The organism is Amycolatopsis sp. lyj-108, from assembly GCF_046549005.1.
GTDB lineage: Bacteria > Actinomycetota > Actinomycetes > Mycobacteriales > Pseudonocardiaceae > Amycolatopsis.
The window spans coordinates 507,080-526,103 of record NZ_JAJPWQ010000005.1; the positions used below are offsets into that span (position 1 = coordinate 507,080).

Annotated in this window: 32 protein-coding genes; 6 read left to right on the plus strand and 26 right to left on the minus strand. The window is 66.8% G+C overall.

What is annotated here, in order from left to right; translation table 11 throughout:
- Nucleotides 1-244: 244 nt before the first annotated feature.
- From ACLJO0_RS21785 to ACLJO0_RS21885, 21 genes are all read right to left on the minus strand, one after another.
- The gene (locus tag ACLJO0_RS21785) at nucleotides 245-2,560 is read right to left on the minus strand and encodes an FtsK/SpoIIIE domain-containing protein (protein WP_410580270.1); all 2,316 of its coding nucleotides are present in this window, start codon (nucleotides 2,558-2,560) and stop codon (nucleotides 245-247) included.
- Between the two features lie 104 nt (nucleotides 2,561-2,664).
- A complete protein-coding gene (locus tag ACLJO0_RS21790) occupies nucleotides 2,665-3,822 on the minus strand; it encodes a conjugal transfer protein TraI (protein WP_410580271.1) in 1,158 nt (385 codons plus the stop codon).
- Complete coding sequence (locus tag ACLJO0_RS21795) at nucleotides 3,819-4,154, minus strand: conjugal transfer protein TraH (RefSeq protein WP_410580272.1); 336 nt, start codon at nucleotides 4,152-4,154, stop codon at nucleotides 3,819-3,821. The genes ACLJO0_RS21790 and ACLJO0_RS21795 overlap by 4 nt, the downstream gene beginning before the upstream one ends.
- Nucleotides 4,147-4,452 carry a hypothetical protein gene (locus ACLJO0_RS21800; protein ID WP_410580273.1) on the minus strand — a complete coding sequence of 102 codons (306 nt, stop codon included), beginning with the start codon at nucleotides 4,450-4,452 and terminating at the stop codon, nucleotides 4,147-4,149. Before ACLJO0_RS21800 ends, ACLJO0_RS21795 begins: the two co-directional genes overlap by 8 nt.
- Entirely contained in the window at nucleotides 4,439-4,759 is a 321-nt protein-coding gene (locus tag ACLJO0_RS21805) for a hypothetical protein (protein ID WP_410580274.1), read from the minus strand. The genes ACLJO0_RS21800 and ACLJO0_RS21805 overlap by 14 nt, the downstream gene beginning before the upstream one ends.
- On the minus strand, nucleotides 4,756-4,962 hold the full coding sequence (locus ACLJO0_RS21810; RefSeq protein WP_410580275.1) for a hypothetical protein: 207 nt from the start codon (nucleotides 4,960-4,962) through the stop codon (nucleotides 4,756-4,758). The genes ACLJO0_RS21805 and ACLJO0_RS21810 overlap by 4 nt, the downstream gene beginning before the upstream one ends.
- Before the next feature lie 2 nt (nucleotides 4,963-4,964).
- Nucleotides 4,965-5,423: a hypothetical protein gene (locus ACLJO0_RS21815; RefSeq protein ID WP_410580276.1), complete on the minus strand. Its 459-nt coding sequence runs from the start codon at nucleotides 5,421-5,423 to the stop codon at nucleotides 4,965-4,967.
- Between the two features lie 5 nt (nucleotides 5,424-5,428).
- Nucleotides 5,429-6,244 (minus strand): DUF4097 family beta strand repeat-containing protein, encoded by an 816-nt coding sequence (locus ACLJO0_RS21820; protein ID WP_410580277.1) that lies wholly within the window; start codon nucleotides 6,242-6,244, stop codon nucleotides 5,429-5,431.
- 21 nt (nucleotides 6,245-6,265) lie between these two features.
- Nucleotides 6,266-6,478, minus strand: coding sequence for a hypothetical protein (locus ACLJO0_RS21825; protein ID WP_410580278.1), 213 nt, complete (start codon nucleotides 6,476-6,478; stop codon nucleotides 6,266-6,268).
- A 98-nt stretch (nucleotides 6,479-6,576) separates the two neighbouring features.
- Nucleotides 6,577-6,780 carry a hypothetical protein gene (locus ACLJO0_RS21830; RefSeq protein ID WP_378346359.1) on the minus strand — a complete coding sequence of 68 codons (204 nt, stop codon included), beginning with the start codon at nucleotides 6,778-6,780 and terminating at the stop codon, nucleotides 6,577-6,579.
- On the minus strand, nucleotides 6,777-7,154 hold the full coding sequence (locus ACLJO0_RS21835; protein ID WP_410580279.1) for an SsgA family sporulation/cell division regulator: 378 nt from the start codon (nucleotides 7,152-7,154) through the stop codon (nucleotides 6,777-6,779). The genes ACLJO0_RS21830 and ACLJO0_RS21835 overlap by 4 nt, the downstream gene beginning before the upstream one ends.
- 153 nt (nucleotides 7,155-7,307) lie before the next feature.
- Nucleotides 7,308-7,505, minus strand: coding sequence for a hypothetical protein (locus ACLJO0_RS21840; protein ID WP_410580280.1), 198 nt, complete (start codon nucleotides 7,503-7,505; stop codon nucleotides 7,308-7,310).
- A gap of 32 nt (nucleotides 7,506-7,537) precedes the next feature.
- Nucleotides 7,538-7,759, minus strand: coding sequence for a hypothetical protein (locus ACLJO0_RS21845; RefSeq protein WP_410580281.1), 222 nt, complete (start codon nucleotides 7,757-7,759; stop codon nucleotides 7,538-7,540).
- 59 nt (nucleotides 7,760-7,818) lie between these two features.
- Nucleotides 7,819-8,040, minus strand: coding sequence for a hypothetical protein (locus ACLJO0_RS21850; RefSeq protein ID WP_410580282.1), 222 nt, complete (start codon nucleotides 8,038-8,040; stop codon nucleotides 7,819-7,821).
- 112 nt (nucleotides 8,041-8,152) lie between these two features.
- Nucleotides 8,153-8,344, minus strand: coding sequence for a hypothetical protein (locus tag ACLJO0_RS21855; protein WP_410580283.1), 192 nt, complete (start codon nucleotides 8,342-8,344; stop codon nucleotides 8,153-8,155).
- A gap of 46 nt (nucleotides 8,345-8,390) precedes the next feature.
- Nucleotides 8,391-8,894: an NUDIX domain-containing protein gene (locus ACLJO0_RS21860; protein ID WP_410580284.1), complete on the minus strand. Its 504-nt coding sequence runs from the start codon at nucleotides 8,892-8,894 to the stop codon at nucleotides 8,391-8,393.
- A gap of 52 nt (nucleotides 8,895-8,946) precedes the next feature.
- Nucleotides 8,947-9,156, minus strand: a complete 210-nt coding sequence (locus tag ACLJO0_RS21865; RefSeq protein ID WP_410580285.1) for a hypothetical protein — start codon at nucleotides 9,154-9,156, stop codon at nucleotides 8,947-8,949.
- 106 nt (nucleotides 9,157-9,262) lie between these two features.
- The gene (locus tag ACLJO0_RS21870) at nucleotides 9,263-9,763 is read right to left on the minus strand and encodes a hypothetical protein (protein WP_410580286.1); all 501 of its coding nucleotides are present in this window, start codon (nucleotides 9,761-9,763) and stop codon (nucleotides 9,263-9,265) included.
- A complete protein-coding gene (locus ACLJO0_RS21875) occupies nucleotides 9,763-10,479 on the minus strand; it encodes a hypothetical protein (RefSeq protein WP_410580287.1) in 717 nt (238 codons plus the stop codon). The genes ACLJO0_RS21870 and ACLJO0_RS21875 overlap by 1 nt, the downstream gene beginning before the upstream one ends.
- A 64-nt stretch (nucleotides 10,480-10,543) precedes the next feature.
- Complete coding sequence (locus ACLJO0_RS21880; RefSeq protein WP_410580288.1) at nucleotides 10,544-10,744, minus strand: hypothetical protein; 201 nt, start codon at nucleotides 10,742-10,744, stop codon at nucleotides 10,544-10,546.
- A complete protein-coding gene (locus ACLJO0_RS21885) occupies nucleotides 10,744-11,043 on the minus strand; it encodes a hypothetical protein (RefSeq protein ID WP_410580289.1) in 300 nt (99 codons plus the stop codon). Before ACLJO0_RS21885 ends, ACLJO0_RS21880 begins: the two co-directional genes overlap by 1 nt.
- A 131-nt stretch (nucleotides 11,044-11,174) precedes the next feature.
- Between ACLJO0_RS21885 and ACLJO0_RS21890 the strand changes: the two genes are divergently transcribed.
- Nucleotides 11,175-11,510 carry a GntR family transcriptional regulator gene (locus tag ACLJO0_RS21890; RefSeq protein WP_410580290.1) on the plus strand — a complete coding sequence of 112 codons (336 nt, stop codon included), beginning with the start codon at nucleotides 11,175-11,177 and terminating at the stop codon, nucleotides 11,508-11,510.
- Here ACLJO0_RS21890 and ACLJO0_RS21895 read toward each other — a convergent pair.
- Nucleotides 11,507-11,719: a hypothetical protein gene (locus tag ACLJO0_RS21895; protein WP_410580291.1), complete on the minus strand. Its 213-nt coding sequence runs from the start codon at nucleotides 11,717-11,719 to the stop codon at nucleotides 11,507-11,509. The genes ACLJO0_RS21890 and ACLJO0_RS21895 overlap by 4 nt on opposite strands.
- 174 nt (nucleotides 11,720-11,893) lie before the next feature.
- On the opposite strand from ACLJO0_RS21895, the gene ACLJO0_RS21900 reads away from it, so the two are divergent.
- Together ACLJO0_RS21900 and ACLJO0_RS21905 are read left to right on the plus strand one after the other, a co-directional pair.
- Entirely contained in the window at nucleotides 11,894-12,628 is a 735-nt protein-coding gene (locus tag ACLJO0_RS21900; protein WP_410580292.1) for a helix-turn-helix domain-containing protein, read from the plus strand.
- Nucleotides 12,629-12,643: 15 nt separating this feature from the next.
- On the plus strand, nucleotides 12,644-13,120 hold the full coding sequence (locus ACLJO0_RS21905) for an NUDIX hydrolase (RefSeq protein WP_410580293.1): 477 nt from the start codon (nucleotides 12,644-12,646) through the stop codon (nucleotides 13,118-13,120).
- On the opposite strand, the gene ACLJO0_RS21910 is transcribed toward ACLJO0_RS21905, so the two are convergent.
- A complete protein-coding gene (locus ACLJO0_RS21910) occupies nucleotides 13,117-13,704 on the minus strand; it encodes an HD domain-containing protein (protein WP_410580294.1) in 588 nt (195 codons plus the stop codon). The genes ACLJO0_RS21905 and ACLJO0_RS21910 overlap by 4 nt on opposite strands.
- A 104-nt stretch (nucleotides 13,705-13,808) precedes the next feature.
- Between ACLJO0_RS21910 and ACLJO0_RS21915 the strand changes: the two genes are divergently transcribed.
- Nucleotides 13,809-14,237 (plus strand): hypothetical protein, encoded by a 429-nt coding sequence (locus ACLJO0_RS21915; protein WP_410580295.1) that lies wholly within the window; start codon nucleotides 13,809-13,811, stop codon nucleotides 14,235-14,237.
- 186 nt (nucleotides 14,238-14,423) lie between these two features.
- On the opposite strand, the gene ACLJO0_RS21920 is transcribed toward ACLJO0_RS21915, so the two are convergent.
- Nucleotides 14,424-15,836 (minus strand): DUF5677 domain-containing protein, encoded by a 1,413-nt coding sequence (locus ACLJO0_RS21920; protein WP_410580331.1) that lies wholly within the window; start codon nucleotides 15,834-15,836, stop codon nucleotides 14,424-14,426.
- Nucleotides 15,837-16,332: 496 nt separating this feature from the next.
- Between ACLJO0_RS21920 and ACLJO0_RS21925 the strand changes: the two genes are divergently transcribed.
- A complete protein-coding gene (locus ACLJO0_RS21925; protein ID WP_410580296.1) occupies nucleotides 16,333-17,286 on the plus strand; it encodes a GNAT family N-acetyltransferase in 954 nt (317 codons plus the stop codon).
- A 281-nt stretch (nucleotides 17,287-17,567) separates the two neighbouring features.
- Here ACLJO0_RS21925 and ACLJO0_RS21930 read toward each other — a convergent pair whose 3' ends face one another.
- Nucleotides 17,568-18,071 carry a carboxymuconolactone decarboxylase family protein gene (locus ACLJO0_RS21930; protein ID WP_410580297.1) on the minus strand — a complete coding sequence of 168 codons (504 nt, stop codon included), beginning with the start codon at nucleotides 18,069-18,071 and terminating at the stop codon, nucleotides 17,568-17,570.
- A gap of 13 nt (nucleotides 18,072-18,084) precedes the next feature.
- Between ACLJO0_RS21930 and ACLJO0_RS21935 the strand changes: the two genes are divergently transcribed.
- Nucleotides 18,085-18,603: a MarR family winged helix-turn-helix transcriptional regulator gene (locus ACLJO0_RS21935; RefSeq protein ID WP_410580298.1), complete on the plus strand. Its 519-nt coding sequence runs from the start codon at nucleotides 18,085-18,087 to the stop codon at nucleotides 18,601-18,603.
- On the opposite strand, the gene ACLJO0_RS21940 is transcribed toward ACLJO0_RS21935, so the two are convergent.
- A complete protein-coding gene (locus tag ACLJO0_RS21940; RefSeq protein WP_410580299.1) occupies nucleotides 18,600-19,019 on the minus strand; it encodes a cupin domain-containing protein in 420 nt (139 codons plus the stop codon). The two genes, ACLJO0_RS21935 and ACLJO0_RS21940, sit on opposite strands and share 4 nt — an antisense overlap.
- Between the last annotated feature and the right edge of the window lie 5 nt (nucleotides 19,020-19,024).

The following is a 19,024-nucleotide window of genomic DNA, read 5'->3' on the forward strand; positions in this document are numbered from 1 at the left end:
TCACTTTTAGTCACCAAACGGGGGCGCCTGGAACGGGGCGACCGAAGGGAACGGGAAGGGAATCGGAGGGGAACCGGCAGGAAAGCCCGGCCGAGGAGAAGGATTTGCTTCTCCTCGCTCCCTTCCCCGCCTCCCTTGCGCTGATCAGCGGCGATGATCGAAGAAGGGAAAAAGGGAAGCGGGGGAACCCGGGCCTTGACGGCCCGGAAACCCCCGCTTTTCATGCGATCGCGAAGGGTGGGTGCTACTCCCCTTCTTCGGCCCGGTCGGCCAGCGCGTTCGCCACATGACGAGCACGGACAGTGAGCGTCCCGTTCTTCTGTCGGACCGGGACGTCCACCGCTTCAAGGACCTCCTTGACCTTCTCGGCGGTCAGCCCGGCGTAAGGCTCGTGGCCGGGGGCGAGCTTGCGCAGGCGGGCGGCGACATCGGTGGCCTTGATGTCGTCACCGGCCAGCACTTCGGCCACGTCGTCGAGCAGATCACGTTCTTGCGGGGCCTCGACCTGCGGTTTCTCGGTGGTGGCGCCGCCACGGATGGCGACGGCGCGGTCGATCACCGTGACGGAGTCGTCGCCGTCGATGAAGTGCGTGCGTACGGTCATCGACGGCTGTCCGGGAGGCAGCGGAACACCTTCCCCGGACACGACCAAGGTGCCTTTGTCCAGGCCAGAGCGCAGTTCGTGTGGTGCGGCCCCGCCGTCGACGGCCTTGTCCCCGAGGGCCATCCGGGACTGGGACTCGGTTCCCAGTGCCAGGGCCGCGCGGACGTGTGCTCCTTCGCGGACCAGCTTGGGCAGGTTGTCGTTGGTGGGGTCCTGGGTTCCCTGCCAGAGCACGACGTTCACGGCCCTGCCCTGGTTGTGGATCTTGCGGGCGGCCATGAAGTACCGCGATTTGCTGGTTTGCCCGCCGTATGGGTTGTTCTGCTCGTCCTTGGCGGGATTCATGAACGCTTGCTGGGCCTCGTCGACCAGGAGCACGATCGGCGCGAACGGCCCGCCGGGTTTGGCCAGCTCACGGGGCACGCCGTTGCGGTATTTGTCGCCATCGAAGGCCTGGAGGCGGCGTTCCATCTCCTTCACGCCCCACTCCAGCATCTCGGTGGCCCGGATGCAGTGTGCGTCGGTGGGGCCTTCGATCAGCTTTTCGGCGACCGGCTTGAACATCCGCCAGTCGCCGATGCCCTTGAGGTCGGCGATGTAGAGCTGCACCGACGGGTCCAGGGCCAGCCACAACGCCAGCGCCCGCAGGGACGCGGTCTTGCCCTGCTTGGACAGGCCGGTGATCAGCAGGTGGCATTGCAGCAGTGCCATGAGCACCGCGTCCCCGCGCAGGTCCATGCCCCACGGGGCGCGTCCGGTGTACATGTCGGCAGTGAGGGCCGGGTCCGTGACCAGCGGAGACGGCCCGATCGGCTTGTCGAGTTCCCCGGAGTCGGCCGCCCACACCCGTACCGTGCGCGGTGCGGGCGGGGTGGTCAGGAACACCTCGTGTTCATGGCGTCCCATGTTCTCGGCGAACTTGCGCCTCTTGCGCTTGACCTCCTCGGTGTCCACCCCGGAGGGCAGGTGGATGTCGAACTCGACACCGCAGCCGGCCAGCCGGATCGGCCCGAGCATCGCCGCGCCGCCGTCCTCCATCGCCTCGATTTTCTTGCGTAGCTCGGAAATCCGCAGGTCACGCAGGGCGGTGACCACAATGGACGGGGTGATCACCACGTCGTCGAGGTTGCGCTGCGAAGCCGGGCGGAACAGGTCCGGGACTGCCTGGGAGGTGCGGCCCAGGTTCCACAGCCAGGTCACGACCCCGGCGGTGACGCCGGTGACCAGCAGCGCGCCGTAGGTGATGACGAACCAGACCGCGAACGCGATGGCGTCGACCACGGCGGTGATCGGCCCCAGGAACTCGCCCTTGCCGCCCACCCAGAGGATCAGGCCCAGCACCAGCAGCAGCACCGCCGCGCACACGGTGACCGCGCCAGCGGCCTTCGCCAGCTGCCACGGGGACCGGACCCAGTCCATCGCCCGGTCGTGGCGGCGCGCTTTCTCCGCCACGTCGCGGGCCTCCCAGTCCGCGAGCTTGTCGTGGTCCCCGGCCAGTTCCGCCGCCCGCATCATCCGCTCGTAGCGGTTCGAGCCGTGGGTGTCGCGCCACCGCTTGAACGCCACCCCGGCCCCGAGCGTCGGGTACACCAGCACATTGCGGCCGACGAACTTGAACGTGGACACCGTCCGCTCATGAGTGACCGCCGTCCGGGTCGTGCGGGCCAGCCACGCGGCCTGTTTGCGGTAGTCGGCGTAGCGCCATTCCCGCTGCGCTTTCTGGTCGGTCAGCAACCGGTACTCATACTCGGAGATGAGGCGCCCCTCGACCACCTGGGGCGCGGACTCGGCACCGGTCGAGACGGTGGACTCGCGCTGGTCGGGGCGGGTACGCAGCGGGTGCACGGTCGCCAGTTCACCGACGGTCGCGGCGGACTCCCGCGCGGACTCGGAGCCGGTTTCGATGACGGTGTCCGGGGTGGACTCAGGGGTGTCGTTGTGGTCGGTGGGGTTCATCGCGAATAGCCCTTTCGGTGCGGACTCGTGCAGCACCGGGCAGGACCGGACCGCGCACCGGGACGGTGGGGTCGGCCCTGCCCGGTGACTGTGCGGGAGGGTGGTCAGGCATCACCGCCGGACGGGCGGTTCAGGTACTCGTCACGCAGCTGGTTGGCGTACTTCTTCGCGCACTTGAGGGTGCGCATGATCGACGCGCCGTTGCCGGGGTCGAACCCCTTCGGTCGCTCGTCGAGCGCCTTCTGGAACTCGGCGCGCAGTTGCGTGATGTCCCGGCGCTTGGGTTCCGGGATCGTCGCCCGCGCCGACCGTTTCGCCGGAGCACTCCGGCGGGCCGGGGCGGCCCGGACGGCGACCGGTTTCTCCGGTGCCGGGGCGGTGGCCGTCACCGCGGTCGCGGCGACCGTGTCCGGGCCGGTCCCGAGTGTGGCGGGTTCGGTGGCCGGCGGGTCTTCGTCGAGGGTCAGTTCCCGGAACGCGGCCAGCAGTCGGGGCAGCGCGCGGACCACGGCCATCGCGACGATGGGCCCGAGGATGTGCAGCACCAGCGACGACACCGTGAACTCAGGCGCGATGCCGGGCAAGTGCGGCCAAGCGTTCATCCCCAGCGTGAGGGACAGGAACACCCATTCGGCACGGTCGAGGCCCTTGTCGGCCACCTCGTGGCCCCGGGTGGCGAGGTAGGCCTTGCCACCGACGACCATCAGCAGCGCCAGGGAGCAGAACGGTTCGACCAGCCAGGCGAACCACCACGACGGCGACCACTTCGGCGCGCCTTCGGCGGCGAACACCTGCACCCCGGCGGTCGACCAGGCCAGCGCCAGCACCAGCGACACCAGCGCCAGCCGCGTGATCAGCCGGACCATCCGCGCGTCCCGGTAAGCCAGCACACGCGGGTCCCGGTCGAGCTTCCACAGCCGCGCGGCCTCCACGACCGCTTTGCGGCGGGCGCGGACCTTGTCGGAGGTGACCTCGAACGGCGCGTCGTCGTGCTCCAGCGTCAGCAGCTGGTGCGCTTCGGCGTGTTCGGCGATCCGCCGCTGCACCCGCCGCGTCCGGCCGGGCCGCCGACGAACCGTCCCCGCCACCTCGGGGGCGGCGGGGCCGATGTCGGGGACCTCCTGGTCGTGGGCGGGCGGTTCCGGCGGAGGGGACGTCGCGGCGACGTCGGCGAGGTGCTTTTCCAGCGCGGCGAGCCCGGTGGAGAACTCCGGGTCCCCGTTGTCCCCGCCGTCGTGGTGGTCGAGGTTCGTCGTGGTCATCGGTGTGCCTCCTTCCGTTCAGGGCTGGCGGCCGTCGTGGCCTGGTCGCCGTCGCCGGTGGCCTGCTGGTCGTGGCCGGGTGGTGCGGTGGGCAGCGCGGGCGTTCCGGCGCTGGTGATCGAGGTGCGGGCGGTGCGGGTCGTGCGCCGCAGCCGCAGTTCGCTGGCCACCCACGCCGCCGCGCCCGGTGCGGCGAGCAGGCACAGCCACGGCGACCAGACCGCCCCGCCGATCAGCGGAGCACCGACGCCGGCCAGCTCCCCGGCGTGCGTGGCCGCCCACGCCACCGCCTTCTCCTGCCTGGTCCGGCAGATTCGTTCCTGCTCAGCCATGGCGCCACCCCCTTCCCTCATCCGGCCCGCCGAACGGCGGCCGCGGTTGTCCCGGCGGGACGATCCAGCCCCGCACGACGCCCGTGCGGAACCTCAGCCACCGCCAGGTGTTCCAGCCCAGCCACAGCACGACGGCCCGGACCGGCCAGACCAGCCAGAAACCGTTCAGGATCAGCAGGTCCAGGCCCAGCAGGGCCAGCGCGACGATGAGGTTGCGGCGGATCGCGTAGCCCGCGTCGCCCAGCGCCGTCACGCGCCAGGCCTCCACATAGGACAGATAGGGATTACGTCCGAACACGTGCGTGCTCCCAGCTCCCCGCCATCGTGGTGGCGGGGTCGTAGTAGTGGTTGATCGGGCCGCGCGGCGGCGTGGTGATCTGGCGGGTGGTGTAGCCGTCCAGCTCCCCGATCACCCCGGCCAGGATCCGCACCAGCAGCACCAGCGGGATCCGGATCAGGTGCAGCGCCAGGAACAGCGCGAACGCGGCGAACACCTTGCACAGCGCCCAGGTTCCCCGGTTCTCCAGCAGCATCCGCAGCAGCGCCGCCGTGGGGTTCAGCGCCAGCGCGTCCGGTGTGGACGGTCGCGCACCGCCCGGGGTCACGACTGCTCACCCGCCTGACTCGGGGTGTCGGCGGGCGAGGTCAGGTAGGCGCCGACCGCGGCGAGTGCCAGCCCCCGGTAGAGGTTGCGGACGTCGGCGTTGCCCCAGGGCCGCGTGTTGGCGGTGGCCAAGGCCTGCGCGGCACGCTCCAGGCCGTCGAGATCCATCGTCACGCCGTTCGTGGTGTCGTGGCTGGTGGTCATGGTCAGCACTCCTCGGAGGTCGGGTCGGTCATCGGGGCGGTGGTGCCGCCGTCTGCTTCGGCGTGTTCGCGCAGCGTCGCCAGCCGGTCGGCGGCCTCGTCGACGAACGCGAGCAGTTCGGTCGCTTCGGCCGGGCGGAGCGCGCCGACCGTGTTGGGGTTGAACGTGTCGTCGACGGCGGCCAGGACTGCGTCGACGAGCCGGAGCGCGTCCACGCGGGTCAGCCGCACCGGGTACGGGCCGGGGCGGTCGGGCTTGTAGTGGGTGTCGATCTCCACCAGGTACCGGTGCGCGCCGTGGTCGGCGTACACCGTGTCGTCCGGGGTGACCCCGCTGATGGGCTGGGCCTGGTAGTCCTCCACCGTCTCGATCCGGACGGTGTTGGGCCACCGCGTCGGGTCGCCCGGGTCGGAGTTCCAGCCCTCGATGCTGTCGGAGAACGGCCGCTGGTCCTCGGTCATGGGGTTCACCGTCCGCTCGTGCGGTCGATGATCCGGCCGGACAGGGTGCGCAGCTGCGAGCGCACGGTGACGTCCCGATCGGCGGCGAGCCGGATGTCACCGGACACCGACTGGGCGTGCACCGTAGCGTTCCCGGTGGCGTGGAGCCGGATGTCTCCCGAGACCGTGCCCAGCCGCGCCCGGGCGGCCAGGCTGATCACGCTGATGTCACCGGAGACGGTGCGGACCGTGGCGTCCGGGGTGGTGTCGATCGCGACGTCGCCGGAGGTGGTGTTCACCTGCGCGGCCGTGGTTGCCGTGCAGATGTACACGTCGCCGGAGACGGTGCGCGCCGTGACCGTCCGCAGGACACCGGAGGTGCTGACGTCGGCGCTGGTGGTGTCGACCTCAACCGCGGCGCAGGTGCGCGGAAGGCGGACCGTGATCCGGATCCCGCCACCGGTGAGGACGTTACTGCCGCCGGTGATGCCGTTGACGATGTTGCCGCCGACGACGATGTTGCCGTTCCCGGTGATCGTGACACCGGTCATCGATCCGGTCACGGTCCTGCTGGTCATCCGTACGTGGGTGCCGGAGGCGTTCTGCACGACGGTGGTGTTGCCGCCGGGCGCGCCGGGGACGGTGACCCGGAACTCCTGGTCGGTGGAGCTCTGGGTGGTGGCCTTGATCAGCCGTGCGGTGACGGCATCCTCGGGGTTGAGCGGTTCGAGGGTGACCGACGCCGGGTCGTTGTCGTCGACCCGGATGTCGATGACGCCGGGTGCGTCGCTGTTGAGGACCAGCCGCACAGGCCCACGGCCGTCGTGAGTGAGGGTACGCATGGCGGAATCTCCTTACAGGGCTTAGTGATCGCGCTCGAATGAGGTGTGTGTGCAGCGGGTGCAGCCGTAGAGGCCGGTGGCCGCGGTGAACGTGCGCTCCGGCCCATCGCAGGCGGGGCAGTCGGCGTCGATCGCCAGAACCAGCCCGGCCGGGTCGGTGACGACGACCAGGTCCAGGTCGGAGGTGGGGCTCTTGTCCTTGTGCTGCACGGCTGTCACTTCTTCTTGCAGCACGGGCAGTCACCACAGTGGACGGTGAGGCCTTCATCGGCGCGGTAGCAGTCCAGACAGGTTTCCATCGTTTTCCCTTCCACAGGGCGGACAACGGGTGGTCAGCGGCGCCGGGGTGGGCGGTTGATGGTGGCAACCTTGGCGCGGCCGCGTTCGACGTCCTGGCGGCCGGTGTAGCGGCCCAGGTGGTCGACGGTGGCGGTGTGGCTGACGCCGGTCGGCAATCCGTCCGGGCCGATCATCACGACGTTGATCGTGTCGCCGGGCTGGACGATGCCGGACATGTCGCCGATCGTGCGGGTCACGCGTCCTCACCCGCCAGCAGCGCCAGCTCCACGTCGAGGTCGAGGACTTCGCTGCCCTCGGGCACGAGTTGTTCGGCCTCGTCCAGCAGCCGGTCGACGTCGGCGCGCGGCAGGCGCAGGATCGCGTGCCCGGACGGGGAATCCAGCTCCACCAGCACGCGCGAGCCATGCGCGGTGATCCGGACGTCACCGTCGCCGACCGGGTCGAGCGTCGCCCCGCCGGCCACCATCGCGTCGGTGAGCAGGGACCGGGCGAACACCCACGGCACCCAGTTGTCGTCGCCGGTGCGCACGGTCAGCGTGACCGCCCACGGGTCGGCGACGTCGAAAGTCAGGTTCGCGCGGGTGGTGGCCAGGACCGTCTCCAGGTCCATCGCCATCACCTCAGCCCCGGTGGGGACCATCGCGATCGGTAGCATGGGAAACCCTTCCTGTTGATGGCCGCCCTGACGGGGCGGCGTGGGTTGGTGGGAAGGCCCGGCCCGGTGGGCGTTCTTGGCGGGATGACCACCGGGCCGGGACCCTGTTCAGCGAGCGGACACGTTGCCCGGTGTACCGTTCGCGGCCGTGCGGATGATGCGGGACTTGCTGGTCGCCCAGTCCAGGGCCCTGATCACGACCAGGCCGTTACCCAGCGGTTCCGCGTCGGCTTCCGCGAGGTACTTCCGGCCGTGGTGGGTGAACCTCCAGTCGGCTTTGAGGTCGGCGTAGGTCACCTTCGCCATGACGGAACTCCTTGTCTCGCCGGGGATGTGGGCTACTTGGCTTTCCGGCTGCGGTCCAGGACCCAGTCGACGAACTCGGTCTGCGCGGCGGGCTTGTCGTCACCGAGGTTCCACTTGAGCCAGTCGGAGATCTCCTTCACCGACTTACCCTCGCGGCGCTGGCCGACGATGACCGTGATCACCGGTTCGACCAGCATCGGGCGGTGGCCCAGCCTCTTCGACGCTTCCATCACCAGCGGGCTGTATGCGGGCATGACGAACTCCTTCCACAAAGGACAGTTGGGGGAGGTGTAGGTGTGCGATGTCGGCGAGGTCAGCTGTAGGACTTCGCGGCGATCTTCTGCTGGCACGCGAACTTTCCGCAGTGGCCGTAGCCGTTGCACGTCGTCCTCGCCCGCTTGCCGCACCCGCCGCAGTGGGTCTTGGGGAGCCCGTTGCCGGTGTGCATGACGACCTGCGACCGGTTCTTCGCGACGAACTCGGCGGTCTTGTCGAGCGCCTTCGCGGTGGCCTTGGCAGCCGAGATGATGCCCATGACGTCCTCCTGATCGGTTGGGTTGATGGGTGGTGCTTCTCCCGGGGCGCGGCGCGTTCGTGGCGGGATGAACCGCTCCCCGGAGGTGGTGGTGCGACAACGTTCGGTGTGGTCAGCCGTGGCGTACGGGCGAGTCGTACTCGTCTCGGGTGGCTCCGCAACGGCATTCCCAGCGGACGATCGTGGGCGTGATCTGCGACCCTGCGTCGAGGGTGTGCACGTGTTTCGGATCGTCGGCGAAGGAACTCATCGACGCGGGCGAGCGGTCGGGCTTGGTCCAGTTGTTCTTGAACTTTCCGGGCATGACACTTCCTTTCAGGACAGGGATTGCTGACTGGAACGGTGTTGGTTCAGCGGCCGACGCCGGTGGCTCGCACGGCGTCGGCGAGGATGTCGGCGTGGTCGAACGCGAACCGGCCACCGCGGGCCATCCGGACGGCGACGTCGAGCGGGATCCAGGACGCGGCGGCCGCGTCGTCGGCGGCGACCGGGGCGGGCATCGTGGACAGAACCGCGGTGTAGGCGACACCGACGTAGCGGCCGCGCGGGTCCCGACCCGGGGTGTCGTAGACACCGACCAGCCGGAGCGGGATCCGGTCGAGGTCGAGGCCGGTTTCCTCGACCGCTTCGCGTTTCGCGGCCGCCAGCGCGGTCTCCCCTGCGTCGACGTGCCCTCCCGGGAACGCCGCTTTGCCCTGGTGCGGGTCCCAGCCGCGTTCGATCAGCAGCACATGCGGTACGCCGTCGCGGTGGGCGAACAGCACCACATCGGCCGCGTAGAACACTGGTGCGCGGCGGTCGAGTCGGGTCGCGACCCGACCGGCCAGGGCTGCGGCCCAGTACCTCAACGACATCGGAAGTCCTTTCGGGAGAAGGGATCGGGGTAGGCGAGGCGTGACCGTGGGGTCAGTGCTCGAACCGCAGGAGGACGAACATCACGAACTCGTGGGTGTCGTCGCGGTTCGCGCCGAACCGGACGGCGTAGCGGGCCTGCGTGGTATCGGTGCCCGCGCCGCTGCGGAACATCGACGTGACCAGGGAGACGCGGTCGGACGCGTCCTTCTTGCTGAGGTTGAACGCGGTCATGGCGGTGGTGATCAGGGCGGAGTCCTTCACGGGATGTGTCCTTTCGCTGGGTGACGGGACTTTCGAGGTGGTACGGGCAACTCCGGCGGTGACGGGCAGCGCGACGGAGGGAAGGAAGCTGGCAGAAACGGGGGGTTCAGAGCCCGGCGCGGAAGGCTGCGGCGATCGCGCTGGCGACGCTGACCACGCGGTTGGTGTAGCCGCGCTGGTGGAGGTGGGTGGCGAGGGAGTCCAGGACGGCGGCCCGGCCGGCCAGGTTCCTGGCGGTGGCGTAGGTGCCGAGCAGGTAGACCGTCCAGTTGTCGGCCTCCAGGCCGTACCCGCCGAGCCGGTAGCCGCGGCCGTGGTCGGCGGCGTGTTCGGCGGTGGCGATCATCCCGGCCAGGTCAGCGGCCCACAGGTGTCCCTGGATCCGGTCGGCGACCGCGGTGTCGTCCAGCAGTCGGGACCCGAGCGGGGCCAGCTCGGCGAGGTAGTGCTGTTCACCTGCCAGCCAGTTCAGTGCCGCGATCCGGTCGCAGCCGGTGCCGGCCATCGGCAGGAAGTCCCTGACGATCTGGGCGGATCGGTGTTCAGCGTCTCGGTAGGCGCGGGTCGCGGCCCGGATCGGCTCGTTGAAGTGGAAGCGGAGTCGCATCACGCCACCGCCTGTCCGGCCGTGGCGGGCACGGTGGCCCCGGCCAGCAGGCCGATCACGTAGGACACGAACGACTTCTGCGCACAGGGGTGCACCTGGTCGGTCTGCGGATCGCGCAGCGTGGTCCGCAGCCACAGGGTCAGCCGGGCCACCGACCAGCCCTGACGGCGCCGCTTCGCGATCTCGGGCAGCAGCTTGTCCAGGAACACCGCCCGGACCCGGGGTGCGCGGGTCGCGGCCTGCCGCGCCACCTGGTTCGGCACCGCCGCGAGCACCGTCGACGCCGGGCGCTGGGACCGCGTCCGGCGGGCCGTGGCCTCGTCGGCCTCGTGCTGGGCCAGCATCCGGACCTGCGAGGCGACGTCCTGGTAGATCCGGGCGCGGCGGCGCGTCACCGGCTCCGACGTGCCCTTGATCAGGGCGCGGGCGTTGGCGGTCAGCTGGCCGGCCAGCCGCTCGAACCGGCGCACCACCAGGGCCTCGACATCGCCGTCGCGCAGCGGCACCACCAGCGGATTGCCCGCGGCCTGCTCCGCCTCGACCTCGACCAGCAGAGCCAGCTGGGCGGCGACATCGCGGTACACCGTCGACCGCAGGGCCACGACCTCGTCCGGCAGTCCGGACGCCTCCAGCAGCGCGGCGTTGCGGGTCAGCAGGGCACCCAGGTCGCGGAACTTCATGACGATCACGGCGGCCGGGTCGGCGTATCCAGGCATGGCGGTACCTCCACAACAAAGCGAGAAAGCGGGAAATAGTCAGAAAAAGGAGCGAAACGTCAGCTCAGAAACTCGTGCGCCGGACAGTCACCAGCAGCGGGATCAGGCGCCAGGCCTGCACACCGTGCGGACCGGAAATCTCGGAACGGAGCGCTGTCTCCGTGACCTCCAGCCACTCCCGGCACCTCGATGCCGGGGCGCTCTTCGGCGGCATCGACGCGAACAGGTCAGCGAACGCGGCCGGGACGAACAAGCGGCGGCCCATCACGCCACCTCGCCGAAGTCGTAGAACGCGGTCAGCGCAGCAGCCGACTTGCCCTGACCCGGTGTACCGGCGATCGCCCATGCGGACGGCAGCTCCACCACCGGCGCCACGTCCTCGACGACCGGGGTGATCGCCGCCTCGAACTCCGCCAGAGTGCGCGTCTCGAAGTCGAACTCAGGCAGGTCGAACACCTCATATCCCCAATCCGCCGGGGCAAAGGAATCCACCGCCAACGCGTCGTAGTCCAGGCCATCCGTCGCAGCCTCGATCTGGCGGCGGCTCGGTCGTGCAGTCCTCATCGGGAGATTCCTTTCGCTGGTGTTGCTGCGTTCGGTGTTGTAGAGCTAGTTCACCATAGGTCGCCCTAGTTCGTAATCGGCTAATCGGGTGAACTAGGGCGCCATAGGTCGTTTGTTGGTAGCCTGATGCGGTGAAGACGAACCCGGAAGAAATGGCGCCATTCGAGGTCGTCGCAGACAAGATCCGACGCCAGATCACGGATGAGGTACTGAAGAAGGGCGAAAAGCTGCCCTCGCATCGGGACTTGGCCAGCACGTATGACGTCGCCGTGATGACTGCGCAGAAAGCCGTGCGGCTACTCGTCAAGGAAGGGTGGGCCACCCCTCGCGGATCAGTTGGAACCTTCGTCAGCTCAACGTGGGACCAAGGTGGCCGCCCCGTCAGCGTCGAGCAGCTTGCGCAAGAGGTCGCCCGGCTTCGGGACCGGCTGGACTCGCTCGAAGCGCAGGTCAACGGTCGGAACTAATCCTTCCCGAGGGCCCGAAAGAAGGTCGCCAGGCCGTCGATGACTGATTCGCCGTTGTCGCGAGCATCGCTGACAAGCTCAGCCGAGTCGCCCGGGAACTTGATCACCATCACGATGACCGCGAGCACGACAAGCCCAAGGAGGACCTTCTTGACCATGCCGCCACCGGACTTCATGGACAGAAGCTGCGGAGTGGACTTTCGGGACATCAGATGCTCCTCTTCGGTTCGCCCGGATCTTGGTGTCGTCCGGCTTGACCTAAGAAAACCGCAGGTCGCGGGACACCAAAACCACGTTTCGAAGGTCACTTCGAAACGTCCCAGAGCGCGAAGCGTCCCCTCAAAACGTCCCAAACGTCCCGCACGCAGGAAGGGTGATCAGCCGTGGCGAACGATCGCCTGAGGACAGCGATGCTGGCCGCCAACCTCACGCCGGAGACGCTGGCCGACAAGCTTGAAACGCACGAGAAGACCGTCGTACGCTGGATCAGTGACGAGGGGCGCCGGCCGCACAGGCGGACTCGCCACCAACTAGTCAGGCTTCTCGGGGTCCGCGAAGAAGACATCTGGCCAGAGCTCGCAAACGACCCACGTCCAGCAGCGACAGAGAGCGAGCTTTTTCATTTGTATCCATCTCGATCGGCGATGACTGGAGCGGTCTGGGAGTCACTCCTGAACGGCGTAGAGCACGAGATGGATGTACTTGTGTTCTCAGGCGCTTTTCTGGTCGAGCAATACGACCTGATACCCCTGATCCGACGCAAGGTAGCGAATGGAGCACGGTTTCGACTGCTCATTGGGGACGAAAAGTCACCGGCAGTCATCCAGCGTGCAATTGACGAAGGAACCCCCGGCGGCCTAGAAGGCCGCATCCAACTGATGCGACGGTACCTGACGGAGTTGGCGGACGTTGAAGGTGTCGAGATCCGTACGCACGGAACCATCCTGTACAACTCGATTTACAGATTCGACAACAACCTTCTTGTAAATGGTCACGCGCACGGAGCACTCGCTGGACAAAGTCCCGTGATGCACTACAAGCGCACACCGAATGGCCCCATCTGGCAACACTACATGCGCTCATTCGAGCGGACATGGTCAGTCGGAAAACCCGAATAAGATACGAGAGACGCGATGGCACGAATTGACTACTTCAACGACCCGGCCGCTCCAGATGCGAACAGTGTGGTCCCCTCGGTTACGGTCGCAATCTTTAACGAGCAGGGCGGCATCCTGCTGATCCATAAGGTCGACAACAACCTTTGGGCCCTACCCGGCGGCGGCCATGACGCCGGAGAGCGCATCACTGACACAGCGATCAGAGAGGTCAAAGAAGAAACTGGCCTGGAAATCGAGGTCATTCGACTTGTGGGAACCTATACCGACCCTCGACATGTGATGGCCTACGATGACGGAGAGGTCCGCCAGCAGTTTTCACTTTGCTTCGAGGGGCGATGGATAGGTGGACGACCACGAGAGGATGGCACTGAGACAAAGGATGTCCGTTGGGTCGCCCCTGATGCGCTCGACGACTTGAACATTCACCCATCCATGCGGCTTCGTATTGACCACGCGCTGGACAAGAACCGCAAATATCCCTACCTCGGCTAAGTATTCAGCAATCTGCGTTCAGTGCGTTCGACCGCTTCCTTGAGAATGGGTCCCGCTTTGATCCAAGTGCGATGCACGGGATCGTCAGGGGCGTACCTGCATAGGATCTCAGAGATCCGTTCGTCGTAGGTGAGAGATTCGCCCGCCGGTCCGGTCGTGAGGTCGGCAAAGACGAGAGCATCGAGTAGCGCGTTGTCAGCGAACGGGAATTCGGCAAGTTCCGCTGCCAAACCGCGCTGTTCGGCTTCAAACCTCGCACCCGAATGGTGTGCGACAAGGTTGACCACGTTGGCCGGCCAGCCCTGCCCCTTCAGGTAGCGGGCACCGTCGAGTGGATGAAACCGCGTGTGTCCAATAGCGGGGGCGTAGCCGATGTCGTGGAGCCAGGCGGCAGCGATCAAGGCTCCCCGATCCGACTGCTTGACCGCCGGTGCGGCAGCAGAGGCGCGACGTGCAACGGCTTGAACATGGAGCCATCGACGACCCAGTGGCTCCACCAGCTGCTCAGCGAGTCGACGCGCTTCCTCTGGCAATCCCATGTCTGCCGACGGTACCGGTCCGACTGGCTCCGGGATGTACTGCATCAGTACTTCTCCTTCTCGTCTGACGTGAGGCGCTCTGGATCCCACGGAAGCCCAGGGCGCTCGCGCTTTACTGGCTGCACAACTCGCGGGGTAGGTTCCACGTCATGGAGGGGTTCGAGTACTACCTGCCGACGCCGAAGCAGCCCATCCGGCCGGCCATCCTGGTGCAGTTCGCTGAACCTGCCGACGACGTCGCCGTGTGGCTGCTCTACCTGACGTTGGCCACGAGGCGCGTCGAAGATGACGACTTGGAAGATCCCGACCTGGGGCACTACCAGGGCTGGTACCTCTACCTCCTGGCTGAGCGCGTCGGCTTCCCGGCCATCGTCAGCATGGTCACCGATCGCACCCGCCGCCGCGCCCTACATGAGCGCGGACCCCATTTCACACTTCGCAGGCGAAAGTGGGACCTGATGAGCCCACTGGATGGGGCGTTGTACGTGAACGCCCCAGCGCCGATCACGGCCTCGGAAATCGACAGCGCGCTGCAATGGCTTCGCGACGGCGGCCTGCCGCGCCGGAAGGCGTCGTGAGTCTGCGGTCCCTGACGGGCTCGACCTGACCGGGATCGTGCCCGGGACGCTGAGCATGTGGGCGGCCACGGTCACCGGGCGGTGGGTCGGATAGATGGTCTTACCGATCGCGCCCCGCGGGAGTCCTACGCAAGATATGACAATTGCCGCGCTGAGATGGGGTGCACGGGGTCGCCTGTGCATCACCTACCAAGGTTCCACCCGGCCATCGGGATGGATCACGGTCCTACTCATTCCTTGGGCTTCTTCTGGGCTAATCATTAGCGTGGTGGAGTCCAGTATGGGCGCATTTTGCTTGGGTGTAACCTTAATATTTTCGGCAAAGCTAATCGTAGCGTATTCACGCCCGTTAGTGAAAACGAGCTCCGGTGCGCTTTGGATCCCGTCAATCAGCGTGAGGATTCGCGACTCGATTTCATCTGTGAGATTGGGCGTGGTTGACTCGATTAGGATTTCATTTTCGGGGTCGTGCCAGTACCATCGCCTGGAGCCGTTTCGTGAAACCGCGAGGATTGCGGTCACGTGCCGAGGGGGAATCTTGGGCCATATCCTATTGTCAACCTTGTTGATCGCATCTAGATAGGCGGGCCAGTGACTTCGCAATTCCTTAAGCACGTCAAGAAAAGGGGTTTGGTCGAGGTCTGGACGCTGGCGACCGGCTGTGGTGAAAATTCCTTCTGCGGCCTCAATTCCTGAAATGTAAGCGAAAGGGCAGAGATGTATGGCGCTTCCAGTCCTGTGTACAGTGCTTCCTTGGATCTGCTTTACTAGTCCGAGTGCTCCACCGGGCGCTCCATGTATAACCAGCGATGCCAATCGGTAGGCTGGGTATAGATGCGCAAGGCCGAATTCGCCACTGCGGTCGGCGAGGGTTTTTTCAGACCATGTAGAGCGGAATCTTGATCCGTATTGCGTTAACGCTGATTGTATTTTGGGTCGTAACTTCTTCAATGCGTGGGCGCGCTCAGACCTAATTCTTTTGGCTCGCGATCGGCTTAGCAGATTAATTCCGAGCGTAAAATCGTTAGCGAACTGCGCGCCGAAGGCTAGGTGATCCATGTAGCGTTGTGCTCTTGCTGGAGATGACTCGATGTCGCGAATATTTACTGCGTGCTCAATTAATGACCTGGCTGATCGGACGGCAGAGCGCCCGCTGCCACGTCTCAGTTCTTCGAATAGGCTCATTAGATCACTAAAGCCTTGGCTGTATACGGTAGCTATTGCGGGGTAGTCTTCTGCTTCCCCGAAGAATGAGCGTGCGAATAGCGACGCGCTAACCAGCGCCTCGTTAGATAGGTCGTTGAACCAGGGAGCTTCATCGTCTATTAGCTTACTCGGGTCATGTTCGAAGCTGAACCTTGTCGGCTCGTCTGGCGGAGTGGAGCTGGATACGTTCATGCCTACATGTCGGTGGGTGAGCGTGAGATGTTGCGCCAGGGCGCCCGCGGCCGGTTGCTGGAGTGGTCGGCCAGGTCGGCCACCAGGAGTTCGAGACGCGGGTACGAGCTCCGCCGACTCCTCTTCAGGGCGTGATTCGACGCATCCTTGCGCTTCCCGTAGAGGGACGCCCAGAAGCGTGAGATGCATAATCGAACACATGTCCGACTCGCCGTGGCCTGCTGGTGATGCGCCGTACGTGCGCGCGGTCGAGCCGCCCAAACCCGTGTGGGTCGACCTACGTCGCGTTTTCCCGATCGAAACCCCGCGGGGATCGCTCCCTGATGGGCTCGACCTCACTGGGGTCGTGCCCGGAACGTTGAGCACGTGGGCCGCCACGGTCACCGGGCATTGGGTTGGATGGGTCACCTTCGCCCTCGGGGTTCCAGGCGAGGGCGCCACGTGGCATCGCCAGTGGATCTTGGCGGACGCGCTGAAACCGCGGCGCGAGTGACATCAATTGGCGACATCAACAGCCATGAACAACCGTGAACGAACCGGGCCGGGGACGATCATGCAATGAGCTCTTTGGGCAGCTCAGAGCCTGGTCGCCGAAGTGAAGCACTTAATTTACACCCGAGCGGTCGTAGGTTCGATCCCTACTGCGCCCACCGAAAACCCCGCGACAGGCCGCATGCGCGGCGCTACCTTCGGCCGAATGCACGACCTCACGTGGCGGCCGCTCACCCCGCAGGACGCCCAGGCGTCGGCCGGCCTCCTCAACGCCATGGAGACCGTCGACGGGATCGGCGAGAACTACACGGCGGAGGACACCCTCCAGGAGCTGATCGACCCGTACGCGGATCTGGAGCGGGCGAGTCTCGCCGCCTTCGACGGCGACGTGATGGCCGGCTACATGAAGATCCGCTTCAAGCCGTCCGCGGAAGAGGTGCATCGGGTCTTCCTCGACGGCGGCGTCCATCCCGCGTACCGCCGCAGGGGGATCGGCGGCGCGCTCGTCGACGCGGGAGTGGCGGCGGCCAAGGTGGTGCACGCGCTGCATCACCCGTCGGCGAAGCTCGTGGTCGACGTCAATCGGCCGGAGCGCATCGCGGGCCTGGCCGAACTCGTCCGGTCACGGGGTTTCGTGCCGGTGCGCTACTTCCAGCGCATGGAGCACTCACTCGGCGCCTTGGACGGTCTGGCGATCCCCGAAGGGTTCCGGATCGAGCCGTGGTCGGAGGGGAACGACGAGGACTTCCGGACGGTCCGGAACGAGGCGTACCGGGACTACTGGGGCGCCGTGCCGATGCCGCCCGATCTCTGGCGGAACAAGATCACCAACCAGACTTTCCGGCCCGAGGTGAGTTTCCTGCTTCGTGCGGCGGGCTCCGCGGTGGGGATGCTGGTGACGATGTGCTGGGACGCCGACACGGAGGCCACCGGCGTTCGCGACGCGCACTTCGTGGTCATCGGAACGCTTCGGGAGTACCGGCGGCGAGGTGTCGCCAGCGCGTTGATGGGGCAGGCGTTGCGGGTCGCCGCCGATCAGGGGTACGACCGCGCGAGTTCGAACGTGGACTCCGCGGATCCCGCCGGGGCGTTCGGGGTCTTCGAGAAGGCGGGCTTCGCGCCGACGATGCGGTACGTGCGCTGGGCCCTCGAGGTCTGACGCAAGTAGGTGACTAATTGCGGGAGAAGACACGTGAAGGCCCCCTTCCCGTGACGTGGTCGCGGGAAGAGGGCCTTCACGTACCCCCAACACCTGTGGAACGTCTTCGGTTTTTCGGCGGTCTGGTCTGCCCCCTCGGCAGGCCAGACCGCCGGTGCGCCGCGCCGCGGGTGGCGAACTTTCGGCTGCACAAGACAGGAGACGGTCGGGACTGCCCAGATACGTCAAGATCGGCGGCCATTGGAGTGATCCAGGCCACGAGGGGCGATCACGCAGGGCGACTAGGCGCGGGTGAGCCTGTTCGCCAGCGTCGACATCGTGTAGGTCCCGGTGCCCATGACGACTTCGAGGGCGTTCCGTTCGGTGTACCCGTGCCCGAGGAAGGTCCGCAGTGTCTCGTCATCGACGCCACCGGCGGTTTCGAGCACCGCCAGCGTGAACTGCCGGACGGCTTCCAGTCGCTCGTCCGGCACGGTCTCCTGCGAGCGGAGCGCCGCGATGACGGCATCGTCCGCGCGAAGCCTCTTCAGTTTCGCGGTGTGCAGTTCGATGCAGACTTCGCAACCGTTGCGCGTCGCCACGGTCATCACGACCGTCTCTCGGGCGAACGGATCGAGCGTCGTCTGCTCGAAACTCGCGCTCAGCTTCAGGAATCCGTCGAGCAGTTCCGGAGACGTGGCCAGCCGGGCCACGGCGGTGGGGAGGTGACCGAACTTCCGGATGGTCGCTTCCATCGAGCGACGCGAGGCTTCGGGTGCGGTTTCGACGGTGTGATCGGTGAACAAGGCAGCCCCTAAGATGGTCAACGTGGTTGACGAAAAGGTAAACCAGGTTGTCGAGCGACGCAAGCAGGTTTCCGACCCACCGGGGTTCGAGCTGCCGCTTCTGCTGTTCGCGGGCTTCCGCTCGATCATCGACCGGATGCACGCCGAACTGGCCGAGCGGGGACATCCCGACGTCCGCCCGGCGTACGGCTTCGCCATGCAGGCGATCGGCCGCCACGGAGCGACGGCGAGCGAGATCGGGCGGCGGCTCGGGGTCAGCAAGCAGGCGGCGGGCAAGACCATCGACAAGCTGGAGCAGCTCGGCTACGTCGAACGCGCCGACGACCCGGCCGACGCGCGGCGCAAGGTCGTCCGGCTCACCGCTCGCGGATTCGACTCACTCGGCCGGTCCGCGGCGATCTTCGAGGAGCTGCGCAAGGAGTGGGTCGGCGCGCTGGGCGTCGAAAGGGTTCGCGCGCTCGAAGCCGACCTTCGCACGATGGCTCCGTCGGAGGGCTTCCGCCTCGACGTGGCGGGCTGGTTCGGGCCCTAGAAAGGGCAACCCGGGTTCGGCGCGTCCTGTGAAAGCGGGCTCCCGTGCGGTAGCACGTAGAGCACCTCGAGCACCACCGGCGTCGTCCCGAGGTTCCGTCCGATGTGGACGGTGTCGCTCGGTTCGGTGAAGACGGCGCCCTGCCGGTACAGGCCGTCGAGCCCGCAGTCGGCCGAGTTGTGCGTCAGCGTGCCGGCCTTGACGTACGCGTACAGCTTCCCGTCGTGGTAGTGCCAGCCGGTGTAGCCGCCGGGCTGGATGACGACCTCGCGCAGCACGTAGTCGGTGTCCCCGACGGTCTTCTGGTGGAAGATCGTCCCGGTCACCCCGGAACCGGGGGTCGCCTCGGCTGTCGCGGGGACGGCGAACGCGAGAACGAGTGTGGCGAGCAGTGTGGTCACAGGCCGCAGGCGCATGGGAA

Bases quoted from the DNA above. Each gene is read 5' to 3' on its own strand.
- ACLJO0_RS21915 (WP_410580295.1), top strand. From the start codon at position 13,809: ATGGAGGGGTTCGAGTACTACCTGCCGACGCCGAAGCAGCCCATCCGG.
- ACLJO0_RS21850 (WP_410580282.1), bottom strand. From the start codon at position 8,040: ATGGGCATCATCTCGGCTGCCAAGGCCACCGCGAAGGCGCTCGACAAG.
- ACLJO0_RS21795 (WP_410580272.1), bottom strand. From the start codon at position 4,154: ATGGCTGAGCAGGAACGAATCTGCCGGACCAGGCAGGAGAAGGCGGTG.
- ACLJO0_RS21845 (WP_410580281.1), bottom strand. From the start codon at position 7,759: ATGCCCGCATACAGCCCGCTGGTGATGGAAGCGTCGAAGAGGCTGGGC.
- ACLJO0_RS21790 (WP_410580271.1), bottom strand. From the start codon at position 3,822: ATGACCACGACGAACCTCGACCACCACGACGGCGGGGACAACGGGGAC.
- ACLJO0_RS21910 (WP_410580294.1), bottom strand. From the start codon at position 13,704: ATGCAGTACATCCCGGAGCCAGTCGGACCGGTACCGTCGGCAGACATG.
- ACLJO0_RS21820 (WP_410580277.1), bottom strand. From the start codon at position 6,244: ATGCGTACCCTCACTCACGACGGCCGTGGGCCTGTGCGGCTGGTCCTC.
- ACLJO0_RS21835 (WP_410580279.1), bottom strand. From the start codon at position 7,154: ATGGACCTGGAGACGGTCCTGGCCACCACCCGCGCGAACCTGACTTTC.
- ACLJO0_RS21905 (WP_410580293.1), top strand. From the start codon at position 12,644: ATGGCACGAATTGACTACTTCAACGACCCGGCCGCTCCAGATGCGAAC.
- ACLJO0_RS21940 (WP_410580299.1), bottom strand. From the start codon at position 19,019: ATGCGCCTGCGGCCTGTGACCACACTGCTCGCCACACTCGTTCTCGCG.
- ACLJO0_RS21885 (WP_410580289.1), bottom strand. From the start codon at position 11,043: ATGAGGACTGCACGACCGAGCCGCCGCCAGATCGAGGCTGCGACGGAT.
- ACLJO0_RS21810 (WP_410580275.1), bottom strand. From the start codon at position 4,962: ATGACCACCAGCCACGACACCACGAACGGCGTGACGATGGATCTCGAC.
- ACLJO0_RS21875 (WP_410580287.1), bottom strand. From the start codon at position 10,479: ATGCCTGGATACGCCGACCCGGCCGCCGTGATCGTCATGAAGTTCCGC.
- ACLJO0_RS21855 (WP_410580283.1), bottom strand. From the start codon at position 8,344: ATGCCCGGAAAGTTCAAGAACAACTGGACCAAGCCCGACCGCTCGCCC.
- ACLJO0_RS21840 (WP_410580280.1), bottom strand. From the start codon at position 7,505: ATGGCGAAGGTGACCTACGCCGACCTCAAAGCCGACTGGAGGTTCACC.
- ACLJO0_RS21785 (WP_410580270.1), bottom strand. From the start codon at position 2,560: ATGAACCCCACCGACCACAACGACACCCCTGAGTCCACCCCGGACACC.
- ACLJO0_RS21925 (WP_410580296.1), top strand. From the start codon at position 16,333: ATGCACGACCTCACGTGGCGGCCGCTCACCCCGCAGGACGCCCAGGCG.
- ACLJO0_RS21935 (WP_410580298.1), top strand. From the start codon at position 18,085: ATGGTCAACGTGGTTGACGAAAAGGTAAACCAGGTTGTCGAGCGACGC.
- ACLJO0_RS21870 (WP_410580286.1), bottom strand. From the start codon at position 9,763: ATGCGACTCCGCTTCCACTTCAACGAGCCGATCCGGGCCGCGACCCGC.
- ACLJO0_RS21895 (WP_410580291.1), bottom strand. From the start codon at position 11,719: ATGTCCCGAAAGTCCACTCCGCAGCTTCTGTCCATGAAGTCCGGTGGC.
- ACLJO0_RS21815 (WP_410580276.1), bottom strand. From the start codon at position 5,423: ATGACCGAGGACCAGCGGCCGTTCTCCGACAGCATCGAGGGCTGGAAC.
- ACLJO0_RS21860 (WP_410580284.1), bottom strand. From the start codon at position 8,894: ATGTCGTTGAGGTACTGGGCCGCAGCCCTGGCCGGTCGGGTCGCGACC.
- ACLJO0_RS21880 (WP_410580288.1), bottom strand. From the start codon at position 10,744: ATGGGCCGCCGCTTGTTCGTCCCGGCCGCGTTCGCTGACCTGTTCGCG.
- ACLJO0_RS21920 (WP_410580331.1), bottom strand. From the start codon at position 15,836: ATGTGTTCGATTATGCATCTCACGCTTCTGGGCGTCCCTCTACGGGAA.